This window comes from Komagataeibacter nataicola (assembly GCF_003207795.1).
GTDB classification, from domain to species: domain Bacteria; phylum Pseudomonadota; class Alphaproteobacteria; order Acetobacterales; family Acetobacteraceae; genus Komagataeibacter; species Komagataeibacter nataicola.
Window position 1 is genome coordinate 1 of record NZ_NIRT01000047.1, and the last position, 17,781, is coordinate 17,781.

The window sequence follows — 17,781 nt, forward strand, 5'->3', positions numbered from 1 at the left end:
CTCGCATACAACTGCAAAAGAATGGCACGGCTTCAGGCAGCATAAGCCGGGTCAGCCTCGGCGTTATCAGCCGCAAAATGCCCAACCCGACAGGCTGCTAATGCGTAATTCTGTTTAAAAAAAAGTGACACCTCGCCCCCTGGTTAAGCTTGAACTATCGGAGGAAGATCAGAAGGAAGCTGATGAGTGGCTTGACCGCGACCATGCATATACCAAGACCAACATGGCTCGTGAGTTGAAAGCATCTCAGGAAGTTTACAGTCTTGTCTATAGTTTGTATCCAAATATTACAATCGCTCCTGAATACCGCCTATCGTGTCCCCCTTGCAGTTTTAGTGAAGCATTAAACGTAATTCAGTTCCTGGAATGGGAAACGGCTTCGCGCATTTCTTCGGTGATGCTCCCAGCTCTCGAAATAAGAGGTTATTTCGATTTTATCACGGCTGATCTTCAAGAACTTACCGAACGACTGGAACGACAGAATGCTGCTGTTTCTGCTGGTCAGTGCAATCGTGCAGAAATGACTGAGTTGAAGGATCACTACTCAGAAACCGTAGGCTCTCATATTGAGACTGAACATCGCCATCGAAACAACGCCGATGTCTACGATACACTCTGGATTCACCGTTTTCAATTGCCGCTATTTGCTCGAATGGCGCGGATGCATCGTTCTATTGAACTAAAACTTTCTACGATTATCGAGCATGAGAGGACTTTGATTCACAACTGTACACAGAGATTGAATTCTGACGATAGTTTTCCTGATTAGCATTGTTGGCATCATGATAGGGACAATAGGCAGGTGAAGGCTTCGGAGCCTTCACCTGCCTCAAATTCGTTAAGCAGACGGTTTAAGCCGATTTTTCAAACCGTCTGCTTTCAGAAAATTTGAAAAGCGCTCATTATGTCCGAGATGTAGGCGACTGCTGCCTATCCGCTCTGTTTCTGCTATGCTTTCAGGCAGGTTGCTGCAGGAATTGCCATAACGCTTAACCGTAAACGAAATTATTACTCCGGCTACTCAGCATGAATGATCGCCAACAGCTGGCCTGTGATACGAGCAAGCTGATCAACCTCTATCGTCCCGGAGCGCTCCCGTGCCGCGTCGATAAGCGCTCCTGCGATTGTGCAGAGATCAGCGGCAAGAGCCTCCGCCTTCACCCCATAAGCAACATTCTGGCGCTCAAGAAACGCCGCTACCGCAGAACAGAGTTCAATCATGATCTGGCGATGGTTAGTCTCGAGAGGTAGCTTCGCTTCGATTTCATCCAGGCGCGCGGCGAGAAGAGGCCGCTCGGTGTCTGCCTGAACTGCGGCGAGAACCAGAGAGCGTACTCCCTCGCGCAATGACTGGTCGCACGCAGTCTCCAACGCTGAGGTGACAGTGTGCGCCAGCCTTGCCCGCACCTGACGGCTGAGCGCCGCGATGACCCCGTCCCTGCCATCGAAATACTGGTAGAGGGTAGCGATTCCAACACCCGCACGCTCCGCAATAGCGTTAGTGCTGCAGGATTTGCCTTCCTCCAGAAGCAGAGCAGTCGCTTCCAGAATGGCGTCCACCGTCGCCCTGGAACGTGCCTGACATGGCCATTTTCGTGGGGCCAGAGCAAGGTCGCTATTCTCGGTGAAAATGCGAGTAACGTCAGCATAAGACCGCAGACTATTTTTATCTGTATCCAGTCTTGTCTGCGGAGTTACCATGACCGATCACCTCTTTCGTCCACAATGCACACCAGCTATCCAGCGGGTTCTTGAACGTCTTTATTCCGAGACCATTGAGCAGGATCCCATTCGACGTGCGGAAGCGCAGTCCGCAGGGCTGAACCATGATGGAGAACATGGATTTTATCAGGCCATGTCCGGGGCCAGAATGCCAGTCACACCTGAGTTTGGCGCCCTGCTTTATGTCTTGGCACGCAGCAGCAGTGCCCGACACATTATCGAGTTCGGCACGTCGTTCGGGGTTTCAACGATCTTCCTGGCAGCCGCCCTGCGGGACAATGGCGGCGGGCGGCTGGTGACAACAGAGTTTGTCGCACAGAAAGCCGCGAGCGCAGCGGCCAACCTGCGAGAAGCCGGACTGGACGATCTGGTTGAGATTCGGGTTGGCGACGTCATGACGACGCTTGCCCAGGATGTGCCGCAGCCAATCGACCTGATCCTGCTTGATGCCTCGAAAGGGCTTTATCTGGATATTCTGCTCCTGCTCGAACCGAGGCTCAGACGTGGCGGCATCGTCGTGAGCGACCGTGCTGACCTTGACGGCAGCGATGGAGGTCGGGCCGGTGCCTACCTTGCCTATCTGAGCAACCCGGCGAACGGATACCGAATGGCGTCGATCACAACTGAAGCTCTCGGCCAGAGCTTTGCCCACGACATCGCCGTTCGCTCCTGACCTGTCGGTTGATTCGCTCCATCAAAGATGGTTTCACTTCGACGTTCACACACATGTGATATTCGACAAAATCGCGCCCTGTTACCTTTTCGTCTGTTTCCTATGTGTTTCCTGCGGGGAATTTCAGACAACAAAAAACCCGCCGGTGAGGGCGGGTTTTAATGTGTGATATCAATCACTTGAACCATGGTTGCGGGGGCAGGATTTGAACCTGCGGCCTTCAGGTTATGAGTTTGTAGGCAAGAGCTACGCCCTGCCACGAAACTCCCCGATGCATCCCGAAGAACCACTACTATCCCATTATTTTAATTGAATAAGTTGTTCATTTTGGTTCTTCTGTCTACGCTTACTCACACTGACGTTTCAGTCCCATTTGCATCCTATACGCATCCTGTGGAGGCAGCCATGCCCCGGATATCAAAGCGCATAATCGCCACCCTCCAGCCTGCTGAGAAGGACTACATCGTCTGGGACGATCAAGTCGCCGGCTTCGCCTTGCGGGTCTGGCCTTCAGGCCGAATGAGCTACGTGGTCCATTATCGAGCCAATGGCCGGTTCCGACGTTATACGATTGGCCATCATGGTCCCTGGACGGCAGACAAAGCACGCGACGAAGCGATCAAAATCCTCGCCCGCGTGAAAGACGGCAACGATCCAAACACAGAACGCGACGAAGAGCGGGCTTCTCCCACCGTCAGCCAGTTCTGTAAGATTTTCATTGAACGGCATGTGAAGACGCATCTGAAACAAACCACACAAGGCGAATATCAACGCGCGATTGACCTGTTCATTACGAAAAAAATTGGCAGCCGGAAGCTAGCCTCTGTCACTCATTCTGATATCGTTACATTTCACCATACCTACCGGCATATCCCATATCAGGCGAACCGAACGCTGGGGGTACTGTCGAAAATGTTCTCTCTGGCAATCCTATGGGGTGTGCGGACAGACAACGTCAATCCATGCAGGGGCGTGAAACGCTATAAGGAGCAGAAGCGCGAGCGCTACCTCACAACAGAAGAACATCAGCGTCTCGGCAAAGCACTCGACGACGCCCGTTCCGCGATGCCGGAAGCCGTCAATGCGTTTCAACTCCTGCTTTTAACAGGTTGCCGCCTTCGGGAAATTCAACGTCTGAAATGGGAATATGTTTTTCTGGACGAAGGGGTAATCAGACTACCCGACAGCAAAAATGGCGCTCGAACCGTTCAGTTGGGCGAGAGTGCAGTAGGCCTGCTGAAGAGCATTCCCATGATCGCGGGCAATCCGTATGTCATCACTGGACGGAAGGACGGTGGTCATCTGACCGATCTGGAGAAGCCGTGGCGACGCATCCGAAAGGAAGCCGGGCTAGTGGACGTCCGCATTCACGATCTTCGTCATTCCTTCGCATCCGATGCGCTTGAACTCGGCGAAGATCTGATCATGATCGGGAAACTGCTGGGCCATCGCGATCTCAAATCGACTGCACGTTATGCTCACCTCAAGAAAGAACCAATCCAGCGTGCAGTCAAAGAGATCGATCTGAAAATTTTTACGGCACTTGTTTCAGGAGACAGCAAGAGCAACGTCTGAACACGTGGAGGGTTCGAAAAACCCCCTGGTATTGAGGTCTGCTCTGTGATTCCATTTCCCCTTAGTTGATTGGAGTATGGATCATGAAGCAGGCGGGATTTTTTGACGTTGAAGAGCGGCTTGCTCGGTTGAGCGGGCTTGGTGATCAGCTCGAAGCATTTTCCCGGACTGTGGATTTTGAAGTCTTCCGCCCTGACCTGGAGAAGGCTCTGGCGTATTCTGACGGAAGCAAAGGCGGACGACCGCCATTTGATCCGGTGCTGATGTTCAAGATCCTGGTGATCCAGACGCTCAACAATTTGTCTGATGAGCGGACGGAATATCTGATCAACGATCGCCTCTCCTTTATGCGTTTCCTTGGTCTGGGACTTTCAGATCGGGTGCCGGATGCCAAAACGGTCTGGCTGTATCAAAAGCGTCTGACCCAGGCGGGTGCGATCGATGGGCTGTTCAACCGCTTTGATGCGACCCTGCGTAACGCCGGGTATTTACCGATGTCAGGCCAGATCCTGGATGCCACGCTGGTAGCGGCTCCGAAGCAGCGGAACACCAATGCAGAGAAAGCCGATCTTCGGGAAGGACGTATTCCTGAAGACTGGCAGGACAAACCCGCAAAGCTGTCGCACAAGGATCGTCATGCGCGCTGGACACTGAAGTTCACGAAGGCGAAGCGGCAGGATGATGGAGCCATGCCCTCCAGCGATCTCGCCATCCCGTTCTTTGGCTATAAATCGCATGTTTCCATCGATCGGAAATACCGGTTCATCCGGAAATGGAAAACAACGCATGCCGCCGCCAGTGATGGCGCGCGATTGAGAGAGGGGCTGCTGGATAAAACCAATACGGCCTCAACGGTCTGGGCTGACACGGCCTATCGCTCAAAAGCGAATGAGGACTTCATGGAGGAGCAGGGCTTTGTCTCGAAAGTTCACAGGAAAAAGCCGCATCTCAAGCCTATGCCCAGGCATCTCCAGAAATCCAACGCCGGAAAGTCCGTGATCCGATCACGCGTCGAGCATGTCTTTGCTGACCAGAAATCGCAAATGGGTCTGTTCGTCCGAACTGTCGGTATCACCCGGGCCACCATGAGGATCGGCCTGGCCAATATCGTCTATAATATGCGCCGCTTCCTCTTCCTGGAGCGGATCAGCGCGAATGCATAGCAATCCAGCGGGGGCAGCACTCGATCTGCTTAAAACGCAGATCGAAAACCAACCCAAAAGTAGTCAATCAAATCGCCAAAAACCTGAAATCAACAGCCAAGCGTATCAATCAAGGGTTCTTCGATCCCTCCACATTCCTCAGGCAGAGATTATAAAATCGACTGCCGCCAAGCCAAAATGGGCTCTTCAAGCATCCTGGTAGGAATGCCTGCCATGTGTGTGCAATATCGGGTTGACAGGCTCGCAACCACAATGGATTTTATAAAAAGTCTACCGTGACAGGAGCATATGTTTTCAAAAGATGGCCCATGCCATACATCCTGCGCCCCGCTCTTCATTGAGCCGTTGGTTTCTGGTCGCGTTCACGCTCATGGGCTTTCTGGGGCAACTCCTGATCCAGAGTCAGGCAATGCCGGGAGAAATGCCTCGTGCTACCATCCTGCGCCTGACAGGCATTGATATCGCTCCACATGTTTATCACACGCCAGATAAGCACTCCGTCTGTGCGGATATGCCTGGCATGACAATGGACAATGTGACGCAGGCTGTGTCAGCCGACAATGAGGGCGACCACGACCACATGTCCGGGCATCCTTCTCATCACGATGGAAGCTGTCCGTTATGCCCTCTCCTGCACCTGCCAGTATTCCTGTTCACAGCTCTCGTTATCTTGCTGGCACTGGCGTTTATTCGTTGGCAACGCCACGTCAACATCGTTAACCCCCGTGCTCCACCTGTCATCACACTTGGTGTTCCTTTCTCCTGTGGCCCCCCTGTGTCTGCGGTCTTCTAGCGCCCGCAGGCCGTTTAAGCTGTCATTCATCGACCGTACGCGTTCACTTAACGCATAGTGCGTCGCTGACGTCATAAACTAATGACGAAAAAGACAATGACCGTCCTGCTGGCTGAACGATATTCTCAGCTCAGGATCAGCTTCCATGTCTTCGACACATGTTTGCGCACACACGTTCCACCGCGCGCACTTACTTTCTGCCGCCGCAATTTTTCTTATCCCGTCCTTCGCGGCGCATGCCAATGAACTGCCCGGAAAAGAGCGTGAGAATGCCGCATCAACCAGGCAGGCGGCGATTAAAAAAACTCCGGAACAGTCATCGCGAAACACGTCAAAACAACTTGGTGCTCATGTAAGAACAGGAGCCGCCATCCCCATATCCAGTAACGCAGCTGAGCGGCTCGTTGTCACAGCTACGCGAACGCCACAGCGGATCCAGGATGTTCCCGCCTCGGTCAGCCTGATAACCCGTCAGGATATTGAAAGACGTATGTCTTCAACGCTCGCTGATGTCATCAATCGTTTACCTGACGCTGATATGGCAGGCGGAGCACGGACCGAAGGCCAGATCCCTGAAATTCGAGGCTTCAACGGAAGAGACATTATCCTCTTGGTCGATGGCGCACGCCGCAATGCGGACAATGGTTTTGCCGGCTTCCAGACACCGCTCTATATCGATCCAGCATTCGTGCAGTCTGTCGAAGTCGTAATGGGGGCCGCATCAACTCTTTACGGCAGCGGCTCCATGGGAGGCGTCATGTCAATCAAGACGCTCGAAGCCAAAGATCTCCTCGCGCCTGGCCGAAAATGGGGTGCAGAGTTAGACGGCGGTTATCAGAGTGCAAATGAAAATGCCAAAGGTGCTGCCAAAGTGTATGGAAAATGGGGAAAGTTCGACGGACTGCTGGCGTATGCAGGACAGTCATTCGGGCCGATTTCTCTAGGCGGAGGACAAAAATTATCTCCGAACAACGGTACGAGCAATAGCGCACTCTTAAAACTGGGCTACGACATTACAGACCGGATCAGAGTCGATTTCGGGCAGAGTTTTTATTATATTGAAAATTATCGTCCAGCCAACGCACAAGCACAAAAATTTACCGTTTATAATTCGTCAACAAAGACATATATTCCTTATTATCGACAAACCGGAACCAGGCAAGACGACTCAAATATTCACCTAACCACTAAGGACTCTGACGGAAAAGAAGATGGAAGACTGACGCTCTATAGATCAAAAATGACGTCATGGTACGGTCCTTTTATTAAGACATCAATAGTGGGCGAGACGCAAACACTGGAAACTTATGGGGCTGATATTCAAAAAATATTCAGGGAAAATTTTGGCTATCTTGGTTCACATATGTTTGTAGTTGGAGCAAATTACTATCGAGACATCAATCATACTCTTCAAAAAAACGGGCAAGGAGGAGGAACTATCCCCGACGGGCAACAGCAAGTTTACGGATTCTACGGATCAGATGAGATTAAACTTCCGTACGGCATCGTACTAACGCCAAGCCTTCGTTACGATCGCTACAATACCTTTGGGTCTGGCTCGTCCACCAGCACTAGCGGTGCAATTCTACCCAAAATTACCTTAGCATGGCATCCAAATCGAAATTGGATGGTCTATCTTAGTTGGGGAAAAAATTACCGCGCCCCAACAATTCAAGAAACAAATATGAACTATGCCATAACGCCAAATAGTTATTATTTTCTTCCAAATAATAACTTAAGACCAGAAAGCGCTCGTACATACGAAGGTGGATTTAGTTATAATAAAAGTGGATTGTTCTCACGCAAGGATCATGCATTGGTGCGTGCTACAGGCTTCTACGAAGATGCTACGAACCTTATTCAGCTATCTGTGGTCGGACATCACTGGAGCCCACTCTACAAAACAAACGAGATAAACTATCAATATACGAACATTCAACACGCCACCCGCTATGGAATTGAACTTCGCGCAACCTACAATATAGAGAACATCAATCTTGGCGTAAGTTACAGCCACCTCCGTGTGAGAGATGCAAACACCGGAGCCAACCTTCTGGCTCAACCAGATAAAGTAGCAGCAGATGCGAGTTACACTTTTCCAAAAATTGGGTTGACCGCCACGTATAACCTCACCGCTGTAGAAGCCCAAGACTATGACTCTACGATAGCACGCAGAAGACCAGGCTATATGTTGCATGACATTCTTTTTGACTGGCAAATGCCAGGCAAGCCGTGGCGCGTAAATTTTGCCGTCACCAATCTGACCAATAAGACATATTATATGTACAAATCTATCGCCAGCAATAATGACGTACCTGAAATTGGACGAAGCTTCAGGTTCAATATTTCATATAAGTTTTAAATTTGCATTTTTACTTTGTTTACTTGAACAATATATGTTATTATACTTTGCCGATACATCGATGTGATGATCGGCAATTTCAAAGACAAGGAGTCTATCAATGAAAATCACCATTCTTTCTCGTCGCGAGATCAAGGTCTCAACAATGGCCGGTTCGATCTGCGGTCCGGGTACGGTCTGTGGTGGTTATAACTGAACCATAGGGGGTGCGCGCCATGCGCGCACCCTTTCCTATTCTAATTAAGGGAGACCATCATGCGCATCGGTTTTAATTTTACCAGAAGCGAAGTTCTGCCAATTGCAAACAAATTACTAAATGATGGTCATATAGATTACTACGAAATTCTTATAGATAACTTTCTTCATCTAGATCCGCACGAGCTACTGGCAACTGTCAAATGTCCAGTTTCTTTCCACATTATGCGCTCCAGATTTTTAGAAAATGATAGAGAATCTCTGAGCCAGATGGCTGAACAAATTCGCTATCATGCACATATTCTAAAGCCTATATACATTTCTGACCACCTTGCGTCTTTTTCGTGCAATGGCCAAAATCTCTCATTCCTTTCCGAGATAGACTACAGGAACAGAAAAGTTTTAATTGAGAAAGCATCGTGGTGGCAGGAGCAAATTGGTGAGAAATTATTTCTAGAAAATTTTCCGTCTATATTAGATGGTGGATTTGAAGCGCCCGAATTCTTTTCTGATCTGCGAAGGGAAGTCGGGACAGGGCTATTGTTTGATATATCGAACGCTGTCTGTTCCGAGATAAATTGTGGCGCCTCCACGGAAAGCTGGATCAGCGAAGCAAACGAAACACGGCATTTTCATGTAGGAAGTTACGAGCCGTCGGTAAGTGATCCGAATGTAATGATCGACACACACGGCACCGAGATTTCTGTGGAAACACTGAGTTTTCTCTCCGACCTGAGATCAAGGCTTTGCCATTCAGAAACGACTATCACGTACGAACGAGATCGTAATGTTGAATATGACAGTATTGTTCAAGATATCACAAGAATACGACAACAACTTACATTGCAGAAGAACGCTGTTAAATGACTTCTGACCATAATTTAGAGCGTGATTGCGATGTTATCAGCAGCATGACGCGCCCTTCACGAGAAAGAGATTTCAATCTTTCTCACCGCCAACAGGTAAGGATAAATATAGCGTTACGAGGAACGTGGCACGCGATATTCGATCCCTGCCCTTCTTTACAGGAAATAGATGACGAAAATAACGGCGTCATATTCAGGCCGTTTATGGAATGGGCCTATGAGCACCGCGATCCCTTGGATTGGACCCTTCACTTGTCAGTCTATGACTGGCTTGCTCAATCTCCATTGGCCGGGAAATTAACAAAACAGGTCTGCCGTGAAGTGCGTGCTGTTGCTGCTGCCCAATGGGCGGCCCTCGACCGCTCGTCCTTTCTGGGGATTGCGATAGCACATAGCTCCGATCCGACATGGACTGTCGCATTCAAGGCACGGAACGTCCACCTAGTAAGGAGCATCGAAGAAATAAATATCGGCTCGCCACCGTCCCCACCAGAGAACGGATTCGGATACTTTCTAATTCCGTCATGGGATTTGGAAACATTTCCAGGGTGGACGTTGCTGAATAACGCCGCATCGCAGAATTGAGACGTATAAGTCGCGTTTTGGACCGTTATCGGGAGATGGTAATGAAATCGTTGATGATGTTTAGAGCGTTGTTCGCTAGCGCTTTGATAACGGGGGTGTCGTCAAACACCTATGCGGCGCCAAAACTCGGGCACCTGACGTTCCAAGCTGTATTCGGCGATCAGCCGATAAGCTGCACCCGCACGCTTTCGCCGGTCGGCACGCAGGGCGACACGGTCCGGGTCAACGATCTACGCTTTTACATCCACGATGTGGCGCTACTCACAAAGGACGGTCGTGCGGTGCCGGTCAAGCCAGGGCCGTCAGGCCTCTGGCAGCGTGACGGGATCGCGCTGATCGACCTGATTGATCGCAATATTCCATGCAGCGATACGGCTCCGTCGCCGAACTCGACTATCAGTTTTGTCTGGCCGCAAGGCCATTTCGCCGGCCTGCGCTTCACCGTTGGGCTACCTATGGCCGCCAATCACGGCGATCCTACGATTGCACAGCCACCGCTGAACATGACGAGCATGTTTTGGACCTGGCAGTCAGGATATCGTTTTTTTACACTTGATATCATGATGATTCCGAAGCCTGGCGACAAAGCGCGACCCCATGGCTTCCCTGTCCACATCGGTAGCACCGGCTGTGAGTCCGCCAGTCCGGTCGAGGCGCCGAAGGGCGCGTGCACGGCCCCGAACCTCGTCACGGTCACGCTGCCGGAGTTCAATCCGGCGCATCAGACCGTGAAGCTCGACATAAGTCGACTGCTCGCTCTGAGTAATGTCAGCACCAACCAGATTAATAGTGCGCCAGGTTGCATGTCTGGACCGGACGACAAGGATTGCGCAGGTGTATTCCGTGAGTTCGGCCTGCCATTCGGATCAGAGACCTCCCCACCCGCTCAGTCGGTATTTCGGGGTCGATAGGATGCGCACGTTTATTCGCAAAGTTCTCCAGATGGCCCTTATGGGTGGGGGCGCGCTGCTTCTATCGGCCGCAGCCCAGCCCGCGACGTGGCATTGGGATATCCCTTCCTGGGCGCCTGCGCCAGTCGTCCCGTCCGACAATCCGATGACGGCGGAGAAGGTCGCACTGGGGCGGCGGCTGTTTTACGACAAGCGGCTATCGGAGAACGGGACGCTTGCCTGCGCGTCGTGCCATCTCCAGAATCTGGGCTTCGCCTCTGGTGTCCCGACGCATGTAGGCGCGCATGGCGAGCCAGGACTACGCACACCGATGCCGCTAGCGAACGTAGCCTATCTGCCGAGCTATACCTGGGCCAATCCACAACTCACCACGCTGGAGAAACAGATGCTGATCCCGATGTTCGGCGACCAACCGGTCGAGCTGGGCATGGGCGGCCAGGAAAAAGCTCTGTTCGCTAGGCTCTCGGGTGATCCCTGCTATACGCACCTGTTTCGCATCGCCTTTCCCGAGGCGAAGGGCGCGATCACACTTTCCACAGTCACGAAGGCGATTGCATCCTTCGAGCGCACACTGCTGTCCTTCGACAGCCCCTACGACCACTCGCTGCATGGCGACAAGACGGCGCTGTCCCCGGCCGCGCAACGGGGCGAGGCGCTGTTCTTCGGCGAGAAGCTGGAATGTTCACATTGCCATAACGGCCTGAACCTGACCGACAATATCCGCTCCGCGAACATGCCTTTCCCGGAAACAGGTTTTCACAATACCGGCTTGTATAACGAGGACAGCAAGGGGGCCTATCCTGCCAGTGATCACGGATTGCGGACTGTGACGGGCAATGCCGACGATGAGGGGAAATTCCGCACGGAAAGCCTGCGTAACGTCGCCCTGACGGGTCCCTATATGCATGATGGCTCCATCGCCACGCTGCACGACGTGCTGGCAGCACATTACTCGAAGGGAGGTCGGTCGGCGACAGGGCCACACGGAGAGAACCCGTTACGCGACCAGTTCATCGAGCCGTTCGAAATCAGCGAGGCGGAGATCGCGGACGTGATCGCCTTCCTGAACTCCCTAACGGATCAGAGCTTCCTCACTAACCCGGCGTTCTCAGATCCGGGAAAGACCTGCCCTTTGGCTCTGCCCTCAGCCTCTCCCTCTGGTAAAGGCGCACAATGATGACTTCGCGACTAGTGTACGGCTTATCGCATCTTAGCAACTCCGCCATGTCATCAGGCGTCGATATGGTATCTGGATCTGGTGTCTTCGTCTTCGATTCTTCGGGTAAAGACTATATCGACGCGGTGTCGGCACTGTTTTGTGCCACGCTCGGCTTTCATAATGAACGCCTGATCGAAGCCGCCACACGCCAGATGCGAGAGCTGCCAGTCTATCCCACCGCGCTAAACCGGACGGTCCCTGTCGTCCACGCGCTTTCGGACGCGCTCAGCGCGGCAGCGCCGATACCGGACGCTCACGTTCTTTTCGCCACAACCGGATCGGAAGCAATCGAAACTCTCATTAAAACAACGTGGTACATCAATAAACAACGAAATCCAAAACGGCATAAAATAATCACGCGTCGGGGGAGCTATCATGGATCGACGATATTTGCCACGAGACTTGGCGGGATCGAAAGCATTATCAATTCATTCGATCTGACGGGTGACGATATTCTGTATGCTGCGCAACCGCGCTGGCCACGCGACGCGTTGGCTGGAGAAACAGAAGAAGATTATGCACATCGCCTGGCGCGGGAACTGGCAGAACTGATAGATCACACGGGTGCCGAAAATATCGCGGCCTTCCTCTGCGAGCCAGTCTCGATTGCTGGCGGCATGTACCCAGCGCCGAAAGGATATTTTGAAGCAATACGCAATGTCTTGTCGATGCGCGATATTCCTCTTTATTTCGATGAAATCGTGACGGGCTTCGGTCGAACCGGAAAGATGTGGGGAAGCCAGACCGTCAACCAGACGCCCGACTGCCTCGTCGCATCGAAGGGGCTTTCAGCGGCCTATCAACCGATTTCGGCGGTCGTCATGAATGATGATTTTCACTCCGCATTGGTGGACTGCTCGATTATGCACCATGGGTTTCATCATGGCGGCACATATCACGCACATCCTGTTGCCGCTGCCGTCGCCCTTGAAACGCTAAAAATCTACGAGGATGAAAGAATAGTAGATCATGTGCAGGATATTTCGGAACATTGGATAAAGATGATTTCGAAACTTGCGGCACACGAGCTGGTCCGATCCACACGGACAATCGGATTATTAAGCGCGATTGAAGTCGGATTTTGTAGCTACAGGGAGCTTGATTTCCGAAATGATGAGAAGACAGACATAAAACGGTCAGTTGTGAAAGCGTGTATGGAACACGGCGTGCTGATAAGAATCTCATACGACAGCATAATTTTAGCACCTCCTCTCATTATTTCTAAAAAAGACATTGATGAGCTTGAGCAACGCATGACGAAAGCTTTCAATACTATTCTGTTTTCAACAGCATAGCTGCGTCGAAGGTATCCCTTTCGTTGGTCAATAAGAGACTTTTTTCTCTGAAAATATTTGTCTTTCTGCTGTAATTCACACCAAGCAAGGAAAGTAAACATGACTTCTATCCGTAAAATCGTTGCCTCTATGTGTCTCGCAGGGAACTTCGTTCTGCAGATGGGGGACCCTGCCTATGCACATGCCCACCTGAACGCCGAAATACCCGCTGCGGATAGCACGGGAACGGCACCGCAGAGCCTGACGCTAGGCTTTACTGAAGCAGTAGTTGTCAAGCTCACCGGCGTCGTTGTCACTGGCCCCAAGGGTAATGTTATAGAAACAGGAAACGTTGCCCTGTCGGATGACGGCAAGACTCTGACGGTCCCGCTCAAAATTGAGCTCGTGCCTGGACGGTATTCCGTAACCTGGCACGCCCTTGCCGTCGATGGACACAAGACTCATGGCGTCTATGGGTTCACAGTTACTAACCGATGACACCGGATGCTTTCCTGATCCTATGTCGCGCCGCACGAGACAGCCTGGCGCTCTTTCTTACAGGTAGCCTGCTTTTTGCAGGGTGGCTGGCTCCGCGCGACCTCGGAATCGCACTCTCTGCCCGCCTGAGAAAGTTTTGGGCATGGGGGAGCGTTTTTACGACAGTAATAGTCATTGCAACACTGCCAGCCGAAGTCTCCGAGGTCGGAGATGGGTGGCAGGATGCCTTCTCGCCGACTTTAAGCAAAGCCGTGCTTGTTGACACCACCATTGGACAGGCGTGGATCATTCAGGCCGTAGCTGGTGTCTGTCTTCTACTTCTAACTTGGCGTAAATGCGGCGCGCTCCTGTCGGTCATACCCGCATGCTTGCTTCTGACGGCGACAGCTCTGACAGGTCACGTGCGCATGATCGGTATGGGCGCGATGTTCTTCCAGGCCGTGCATTTGCTTGCAGGTGGTTTCTGGTGCGGGGGCCTCATCCCCGTTGCCATGCTTGTCAGTGATACACGAAAAAAGAAGTGGGATCTCTCCATGCAAATGGCGTTAGCACGGTATTCGGCTGCGGGACATATCGCGGTGCCTTTGGTCCTACTTACCGGTTCTGGACTGGGCCTGAACATCCTGGGCGGATGGCCGAAGCATTTCACTGTCTATTCTACACTACTCATTCTCAAGCTGGGATTAACGAGCGGTATGGTCTGTATCGCCTGCGTCAACCGATATGTTTACGTAAGAAATCTACGACAGAAGAGAAACATTACGGCAAGCCTTAAATATCTTCAACGCGGAACAATAGCCGAAATTGCATTTTCTGCTGCTATTATTGCAATTGTTGCCGTTGCTGGGCGAATGGACCCGACAACCTTATCTCTACCTACAAACTAGAGCCATGTCGACATAGCTATATATGCAAATGAATCGAATGGGAGCTTAATTATGGAGTATCATATTTATTCCAATATTTCCTTATATTTTTTAGGTATCAATGAATCATATTCTCGCATTCTACAACACTCACACTACAAAATATCTAATTTTAATTTGTATGTGAGGGCAGAAATAAAATGGTAAGACACCCTCCTCTTGATCTACGGGAACTGCAATGCGTGTGCGCAATTGCTCTTCAAGGAAGTATCCATGGCGCGGCGCGCGCTCTAAATTCCAAACAGTCCGCAGTCAGTCGTTCACTTCGACTACTTGAGGAGCGCGTCGGAATTCAGCTTTTCCGCAGGACATCATCTGGCACAACGCCTACGCCAGTCGGCGAAGCATTCCTCCGACAGGCTGAGGCTCTGCTGCACGACACAAATACTCTTTATGAATATACTCGGAGATGCGCCTTTGGCGAAAGCGTTATCGTATCAATAGGAATACAAAGCAATATACCGCCAGGACGAGTATCGGACTTCATCGAACCTTATAGAATTCTTCACCCCGGTATCTCTTTTATATATCGTGACGCATCCCACAGAGATGTAATTTCGGCGCTTTTCGACGGTATCGTTGATTTAGTAATTATAACCCTTCCACTGAACGAACCTGGCGCAGCTACCTTACCACTGTGGAGCGATCGAATTGTCGCTGTGACACCGACACACCATCCTCTTGCCTCATCTGTAACAACGTGTTGGAGCGATTTACAGGAAGCAACTTTTGTCTTCGGCAATGATGATACAGGAGAGGACATGCATACACTGTTAAAACGCAAAGCGAGCATTGCTGGCTTTCTGCCAACAGTGCGTAGGGAAGAAATCAGAAGTCTGCGGACGATCGCTCTCGTTATAAACGGGCATGGTATTACGCTTATGCCGACTGGCTGGCTCGCGTTTTTTCCAGATACGATCCTTGAGCAGGTAACTGTGCTGGAAGTGCGCGACGGCGACGGTTTTTCACATCTTGATTACGGCATTGGATGGCGTGATAGAAATTCGTCGACCGTCGTACATAAAATACTTTCTTTCTTGAGAAAGAAGAATATTGAATAGACTAACTTTCTCTGCTTAGTATCTGCTTAACTCGCGCACGCCTAAGCTTCGCGAAAGCTCGATCAGATGCAATGAATCCACGGATCATGTGCGGTACGAGACGGGTCGGATCGACGGGCTGGCCGTTCTGGCTGACCAGCGCCGCGTAGGCGACGAGATCGCGATGGAGATCCGCCGGGAGGTCCACAGTGACACGAACCGGCTTTTCATCAGGTATTTCGGTGATACGCAACTTCGTCATCGAGGCAGTGCCTTTACGTGCCAAGGTTTCAGGATCAGGTCGCGATTCAGAATGAGGGTGAACGGCAGCCCCGGCCGGTCGGTCAGGGTGGGCTGGACGTTGAGGCTGCGGTCGATCAGGCGGTTGCCGACCATGGAGAAGCCGTTGCTGGCGCCGGAGCGGATTGCCTGCATGAGATTGTTTTCATTCCACGACGTGCCCGCCTCCGAACCCACGCTGAGCAGGGTCGTGACCAGAGCCGCCTTGAAAAGCTGACCCCAGTGATTGTTCACCTCGTCGGACAGGCCAGACTGGCCGATAGCGCCGCCGCCCGGCAGTTTTTCCAACACCAGGCTTTCGCCATCGGGAAAGATCAGCCGGGTCCAGATGATCTGGGTGCGCTGCTGCCCGAAGGCAATCCCGCTGTTATAGGCCCCGAACAGCAGGCTTCCCTGCGGGATCAGGAGATAGTGGCCGGTCGGGCTGTCATAGACGTTCTGAGTCACATGGCCGGTAATCTGGCCCGGTAGGTCGGAACTGATTTTCGTGTTTAGCGCACCCGCGATCACGGTGCCTGCCTGAAGGATATAAGGCGAAGCAGGAGGCGCGATCCGATCGGGGCTGAGCGTCGCGCGGTCAGGCTGACCCGCCAGAAAAGCGCGATTGCCAGACTGTGCGTCGGTCGCAGGGGCTGCTGGTCCCGGAGAAGTTGAGGCACCCGATACAGGCGCCGCCGCCTGTGTGCCGACACGGTCACGCTCCCCTGTCTGCACGAACAATTTGCTGGCGATTGCCGCCTCCACCTCCTGCGCTGCCCGGCGATCCTCCCCACCGGATGCGACTTTTCCCTGCTCCTCTGCTTTCAGGATAGTGTGCCCGAGATCGCCGGGCAGCGCGGGACCGAGCTTCGGGACGCCACTGCCGACATAGTCTGAGGGCAGCCCCGCCAGCCCATCGGCGGACGGACGCACATCCGTGTCCTGGCTGGCGGCCAGTGGCGCTTTGTGGCTGCTGTTCTCCAGCGCGTAGCCAAGTGCCAGACCAATGGCGAGCATCCCTCCCCCACCGAGCGCCCAGACCACAGTGCGCGACAGCCGCACGACGCGCGGCCGTTCCGCCCGCAGGCGCAGATCGGGCGGTGGTGATGGATGTGGGGGCGAGGACGTCCCGCCCTCTGCCGGTGATTGCCCGGTCATGACTTCCGTCCATCGGTTCGAACAATGCGCACCCGTTGCTCGGAATGCTTGTCGCCCAGCCGCAGTTCGGCGGCAGCGAACAGCCGGTCCACGATCATCCAGTTCTGCCGCACCCGGTAATTCACCAGTTCCGGCCCGCCATCCGCCCCCAGCACGAACAGAGGGGGCAGTTCCCCCTGCCCGATCCCTGATGGAAAGGCTATATAGACCTTATGACCGTCATCGAACGCCCGGCCAGGCAGCCAGGGCGGCGTCCCGCCTTTCACCGGCTGGATGGCATAGCGGAAATTCAGCGCGTTCAGGTCCAGCCCTGTATCCAGTGGGCTGGCATCATCGGCGGCGCTGTCCTGCCGGTGCAAGGCGATCAGGTCGTCCTCGGGGTAATCCCACGACACCGACGCCATATAGGTGGCGGGGGTGGCACGCAGTTCCGCCAGATAGGTCGTAAGCTCCCGGCGACTGACGCCTTGCTGAATACTTCTGGTCTGGTTCAGCTATGAAGCATGAGCGATTTAAGAGATAGGGACGCGGTACTACCTGCG

General features: G+C 52.5%; 18 protein-coding genes and 1 pseudogene. 15 read left to right on the forward strand and 4 right to left on the reverse strand.

Annotated elements, in window-relative coordinates:
- The first annotated feature begins 124 nt into the window (after positions 1-124).
- Positions 125-769 carry a hypothetical protein gene (locus CDI09_RS17935; protein ID WP_146220927.1) on the forward strand — a complete coding sequence of 215 codons (645 nt, stop codon included), beginning with the start codon at positions 125-127 and terminating at the stop codon, positions 767-769.
- 248 nt (positions 770-1,017) lie between these two features.
- Here CDI09_RS17935 and CDI09_RS15910 read toward each other — a convergent pair whose 3' ends face one another.
- A complete protein-coding gene (locus tag CDI09_RS15910; RefSeq protein ID WP_078527217.1) occupies positions 1,018-1,701 on the reverse strand; it encodes a TetR/AcrR family transcriptional regulator in 684 nt (227 codons plus the stop codon).
- Between CDI09_RS15910 and CDI09_RS15915 the strand changes: the two genes are divergently transcribed.
- From CDI09_RS15915 to CDI09_RS15970, 14 genes are all read left to right on the forward strand, one after another.
- Complete coding sequence (locus CDI09_RS15915) at positions 1,700-2,395, forward strand: O-methyltransferase (RefSeq protein WP_078527215.1); 696 nt, start codon at positions 1,700-1,702, stop codon at positions 2,393-2,395. The two genes, CDI09_RS15910 and CDI09_RS15915, sit on opposite strands and share 2 nt — an antisense overlap.
- A gap of 405 nt (positions 2,396-2,800) precedes the next feature.
- Positions 2,801-3,970, forward strand: coding sequence for a site-specific integrase (locus tag CDI09_RS15920; RefSeq protein ID WP_078527213.1), 1,170 nt, complete (start codon positions 2,801-2,803; stop codon positions 3,968-3,970).
- An 80-nt stretch (positions 3,971-4,050) separates the two neighbouring features.
- Complete coding sequence (locus CDI09_RS15925; protein WP_167370262.1) at positions 4,051-5,133, forward strand: IS5 family transposase; 1,083 nt, start codon at positions 4,051-4,053, stop codon at positions 5,131-5,133.
- Positions 5,134-5,554: 421 nt separating this feature from the next.
- Entirely contained in the window at positions 5,555-5,926 is a 372-nt protein-coding gene (locus CDI09_RS18675) for a DUF2946 family protein (protein WP_265001015.1), read from the forward strand.
- Between the two features lie 145 nt (positions 5,927-6,071).
- On the forward strand, positions 6,072-8,288 hold the full coding sequence (locus tag CDI09_RS15935; protein ID WP_110571425.1) for a TonB-dependent receptor domain-containing protein: 2,217 nt from the start codon (positions 6,072-6,074) through the stop codon (positions 8,286-8,288).
- 100 nt (positions 8,289-8,388) lie between these two features.
- Positions 8,389-8,484, forward strand: a complete 96-nt coding sequence (mbnA, locus tag CDI09_RS17940; RefSeq protein ID WP_120357830.1) for a methanobactin — start codon at positions 8,389-8,391, stop codon at positions 8,482-8,484.
- Between the two features lie 59 nt (positions 8,485-8,543).
- Positions 8,544-9,350, forward strand: a complete 807-nt coding sequence (mbnB, locus tag CDI09_RS15940) for a methanobactin biosynthesis protein MbnB (RefSeq protein ID WP_078527205.1) — start codon at positions 8,544-8,546, stop codon at positions 9,348-9,350.
- The gene (gene mbnC, locus CDI09_RS17945) at positions 9,347-9,934 is read left to right on the forward strand and encodes a methanobactin biosynthesis protein MbnC (protein WP_124297930.1); all 588 of its coding nucleotides are present in this window, start codon (positions 9,347-9,349) and stop codon (positions 9,932-9,934) included. Before mbnB ends, mbnC begins: the two co-directional genes overlap by 4 nt.
- Positions 9,935-9,975: 41 nt before the next feature.
- A complete protein-coding gene (locus CDI09_RS15945) occupies positions 9,976-10,845 on the forward strand; it encodes an MbnP family copper-binding protein (RefSeq protein ID WP_230975647.1) in 870 nt (289 codons plus the stop codon).
- A gap of 1 nt (position 10,846) precedes the next feature.
- The gene (locus tag CDI09_RS15950) at positions 10,847-12,022 is read left to right on the forward strand and encodes a methanobactin export MATE transporter MbnM (protein ID WP_230975646.1); all 1,176 of its coding nucleotides are present in this window, start codon (positions 10,847-10,849) and stop codon (positions 12,020-12,022) included.
- A 47-nt stretch (positions 12,023-12,069) separates the two neighbouring features.
- A complete protein-coding gene (locus CDI09_RS15955; protein WP_230975645.1) occupies positions 12,070-13,359 on the forward strand; it encodes an aminotransferase class III-fold pyridoxal phosphate-dependent enzyme in 1,290 nt (429 codons plus the stop codon).
- 99 nt (positions 13,360-13,458) lie between these two features.
- Complete coding sequence (gene copC, locus CDI09_RS15960; protein ID WP_078527201.1) at positions 13,459-13,836, forward strand: copper homeostasis periplasmic binding protein CopC; 378 nt, start codon at positions 13,459-13,461, stop codon at positions 13,834-13,836.
- On the forward strand, positions 13,833-14,723 hold the full coding sequence (locus tag CDI09_RS15965; protein ID WP_078527199.1) for a CopD family protein: 891 nt from the start codon (positions 13,833-13,835) through the stop codon (positions 14,721-14,723). Before copC ends, CDI09_RS15965 begins: the two co-directional genes overlap by 4 nt.
- Positions 14,724-14,902: 179 nt before the next feature.
- The gene (locus CDI09_RS15970) at positions 14,903-15,823 is read left to right on the forward strand and encodes a LysR family transcriptional regulator (protein WP_078527197.1); all 921 of its coding nucleotides are present in this window, start codon (positions 14,903-14,905) and stop codon (positions 15,821-15,823) included.
- Between the two features lies 1 nt (position 15,824).
- Here CDI09_RS15970 and CDI09_RS15975 read toward each other — a convergent pair whose 3' ends face one another.
- The 3 genes and pseudogenes from CDI09_RS15975 to CDI09_RS15985 form a co-directional block, all read right to left on the reverse strand.
- Positions 15,825-16,064, reverse strand: coding sequence for a DUF2274 domain-containing protein (locus CDI09_RS15975; RefSeq protein ID WP_078527195.1), 240 nt, complete (start codon positions 16,062-16,064; stop codon positions 15,825-15,827).
- Positions 16,061-17,239: a TrbI/VirB10 family protein gene (locus tag CDI09_RS15980; protein WP_078527193.1), complete on the reverse strand. Its 1,179-nt coding sequence runs from the start codon at positions 17,237-17,239 to the stop codon at positions 16,061-16,063. The genes CDI09_RS15975 and CDI09_RS15980 overlap by 4 nt, the downstream gene beginning before the upstream one ends.
- Positions 17,236-17,682 (reverse strand): annotated as a pseudogene (locus CDI09_RS15985) (TrbG/VirB9 family P-type conjugative transfer protein); the annotation flags it as partial. The gene CDI09_RS15980 and the pseudogene CDI09_RS15985, both read right to left, overlap by 4 nt.
- Positions 17,683-17,781 lie beyond the last annotated feature (99 nt).

Bases quoted from the DNA above. Each gene is read 5' to 3' on its own strand.
- CDI09_RS15920 (WP_078527213.1), top strand. From the start codon at position 2,801: ATGCCCCGGATATCAAAGCGCATAATCGCCACCCTCCAGCCTGCTGAG.
- CDI09_RS15935 (WP_110571425.1), top strand. From the start codon at position 6,072: ATGTCTTCGACACATGTTTGCGCACACACGTTCCACCGCGCGCACTTA.
- CDI09_RS15980 (WP_078527193.1), bottom strand. From the start codon at position 17,239: ATGACCGGGCAATCACCGGCAGAGGGCGGGACGTCCTCGCCCCCACAT.
- CDI09_RS15965 (WP_078527199.1), top strand. From the start codon at position 13,833: ATGACACCGGATGCTTTCCTGATCCTATGTCGCGCCGCACGAGACAGC.
- CDI09_RS15975 (WP_078527195.1), bottom strand. From the start codon at position 16,064: ATGACGAAGTTGCGTATCACCGAAATACCTGATGAAAAGCCGGTTCGT.
- CDI09_RS15915 (WP_078527215.1), top strand. From the start codon at position 1,700: ATGACCGATCACCTCTTTCGTCCACAATGCACACCAGCTATCCAGCGG.
- CDI09_RS18675 (WP_265001015.1), top strand. From the start codon at position 5,555: ATGCCTCGTGCTACCATCCTGCGCCTGACAGGCATTGATATCGCTCCA.
- copC (WP_078527201.1), top strand. From the start codon at position 13,459: ATGACTTCTATCCGTAAAATCGTTGCCTCTATGTGTCTCGCAGGGAAC.
- mbnB (WP_078527205.1), top strand. From the start codon at position 8,544: ATGCGCATCGGTTTTAATTTTACCAGAAGCGAAGTTCTGCCAATTGCA.
- CDI09_RS15970 (WP_078527197.1), top strand. From the start codon at position 14,903: ATGGTAAGACACCCTCCTCTTGATCTACGGGAACTGCAATGCGTGTGC.
- CDI09_RS15955 (WP_230975645.1), top strand. From the start codon at position 12,070: ATGTCATCAGGCGTCGATATGGTATCTGGATCTGGTGTCTTCGTCTTC.
- mbnA (WP_120357830.1), top strand. From the start codon at position 8,389: ATGAAAATCACCATTCTTTCTCGTCGCGAGATCAAGGTCTCAACAATG.
- CDI09_RS15950 (WP_230975646.1), top strand. From the start codon at position 10,847: ATGCGCACGTTTATTCGCAAAGTTCTCCAGATGGCCCTTATGGGTGGG.
- CDI09_RS15910 (WP_078527217.1), bottom strand. From the start codon at position 1,701: ATGGTAACTCCGCAGACAAGACTGGATACAGATAAAAATAGTCTGCGG.
- mbnC (WP_124297930.1), top strand. From the start codon at position 9,347: ATGACTTCTGACCATAATTTAGAGCGTGATTGCGATGTTATCAGCAGC.
- CDI09_RS15945 (WP_230975647.1), top strand. From the start codon at position 9,976: ATGAAATCGTTGATGATGTTTAGAGCGTTGTTCGCTAGCGCTTTGATA.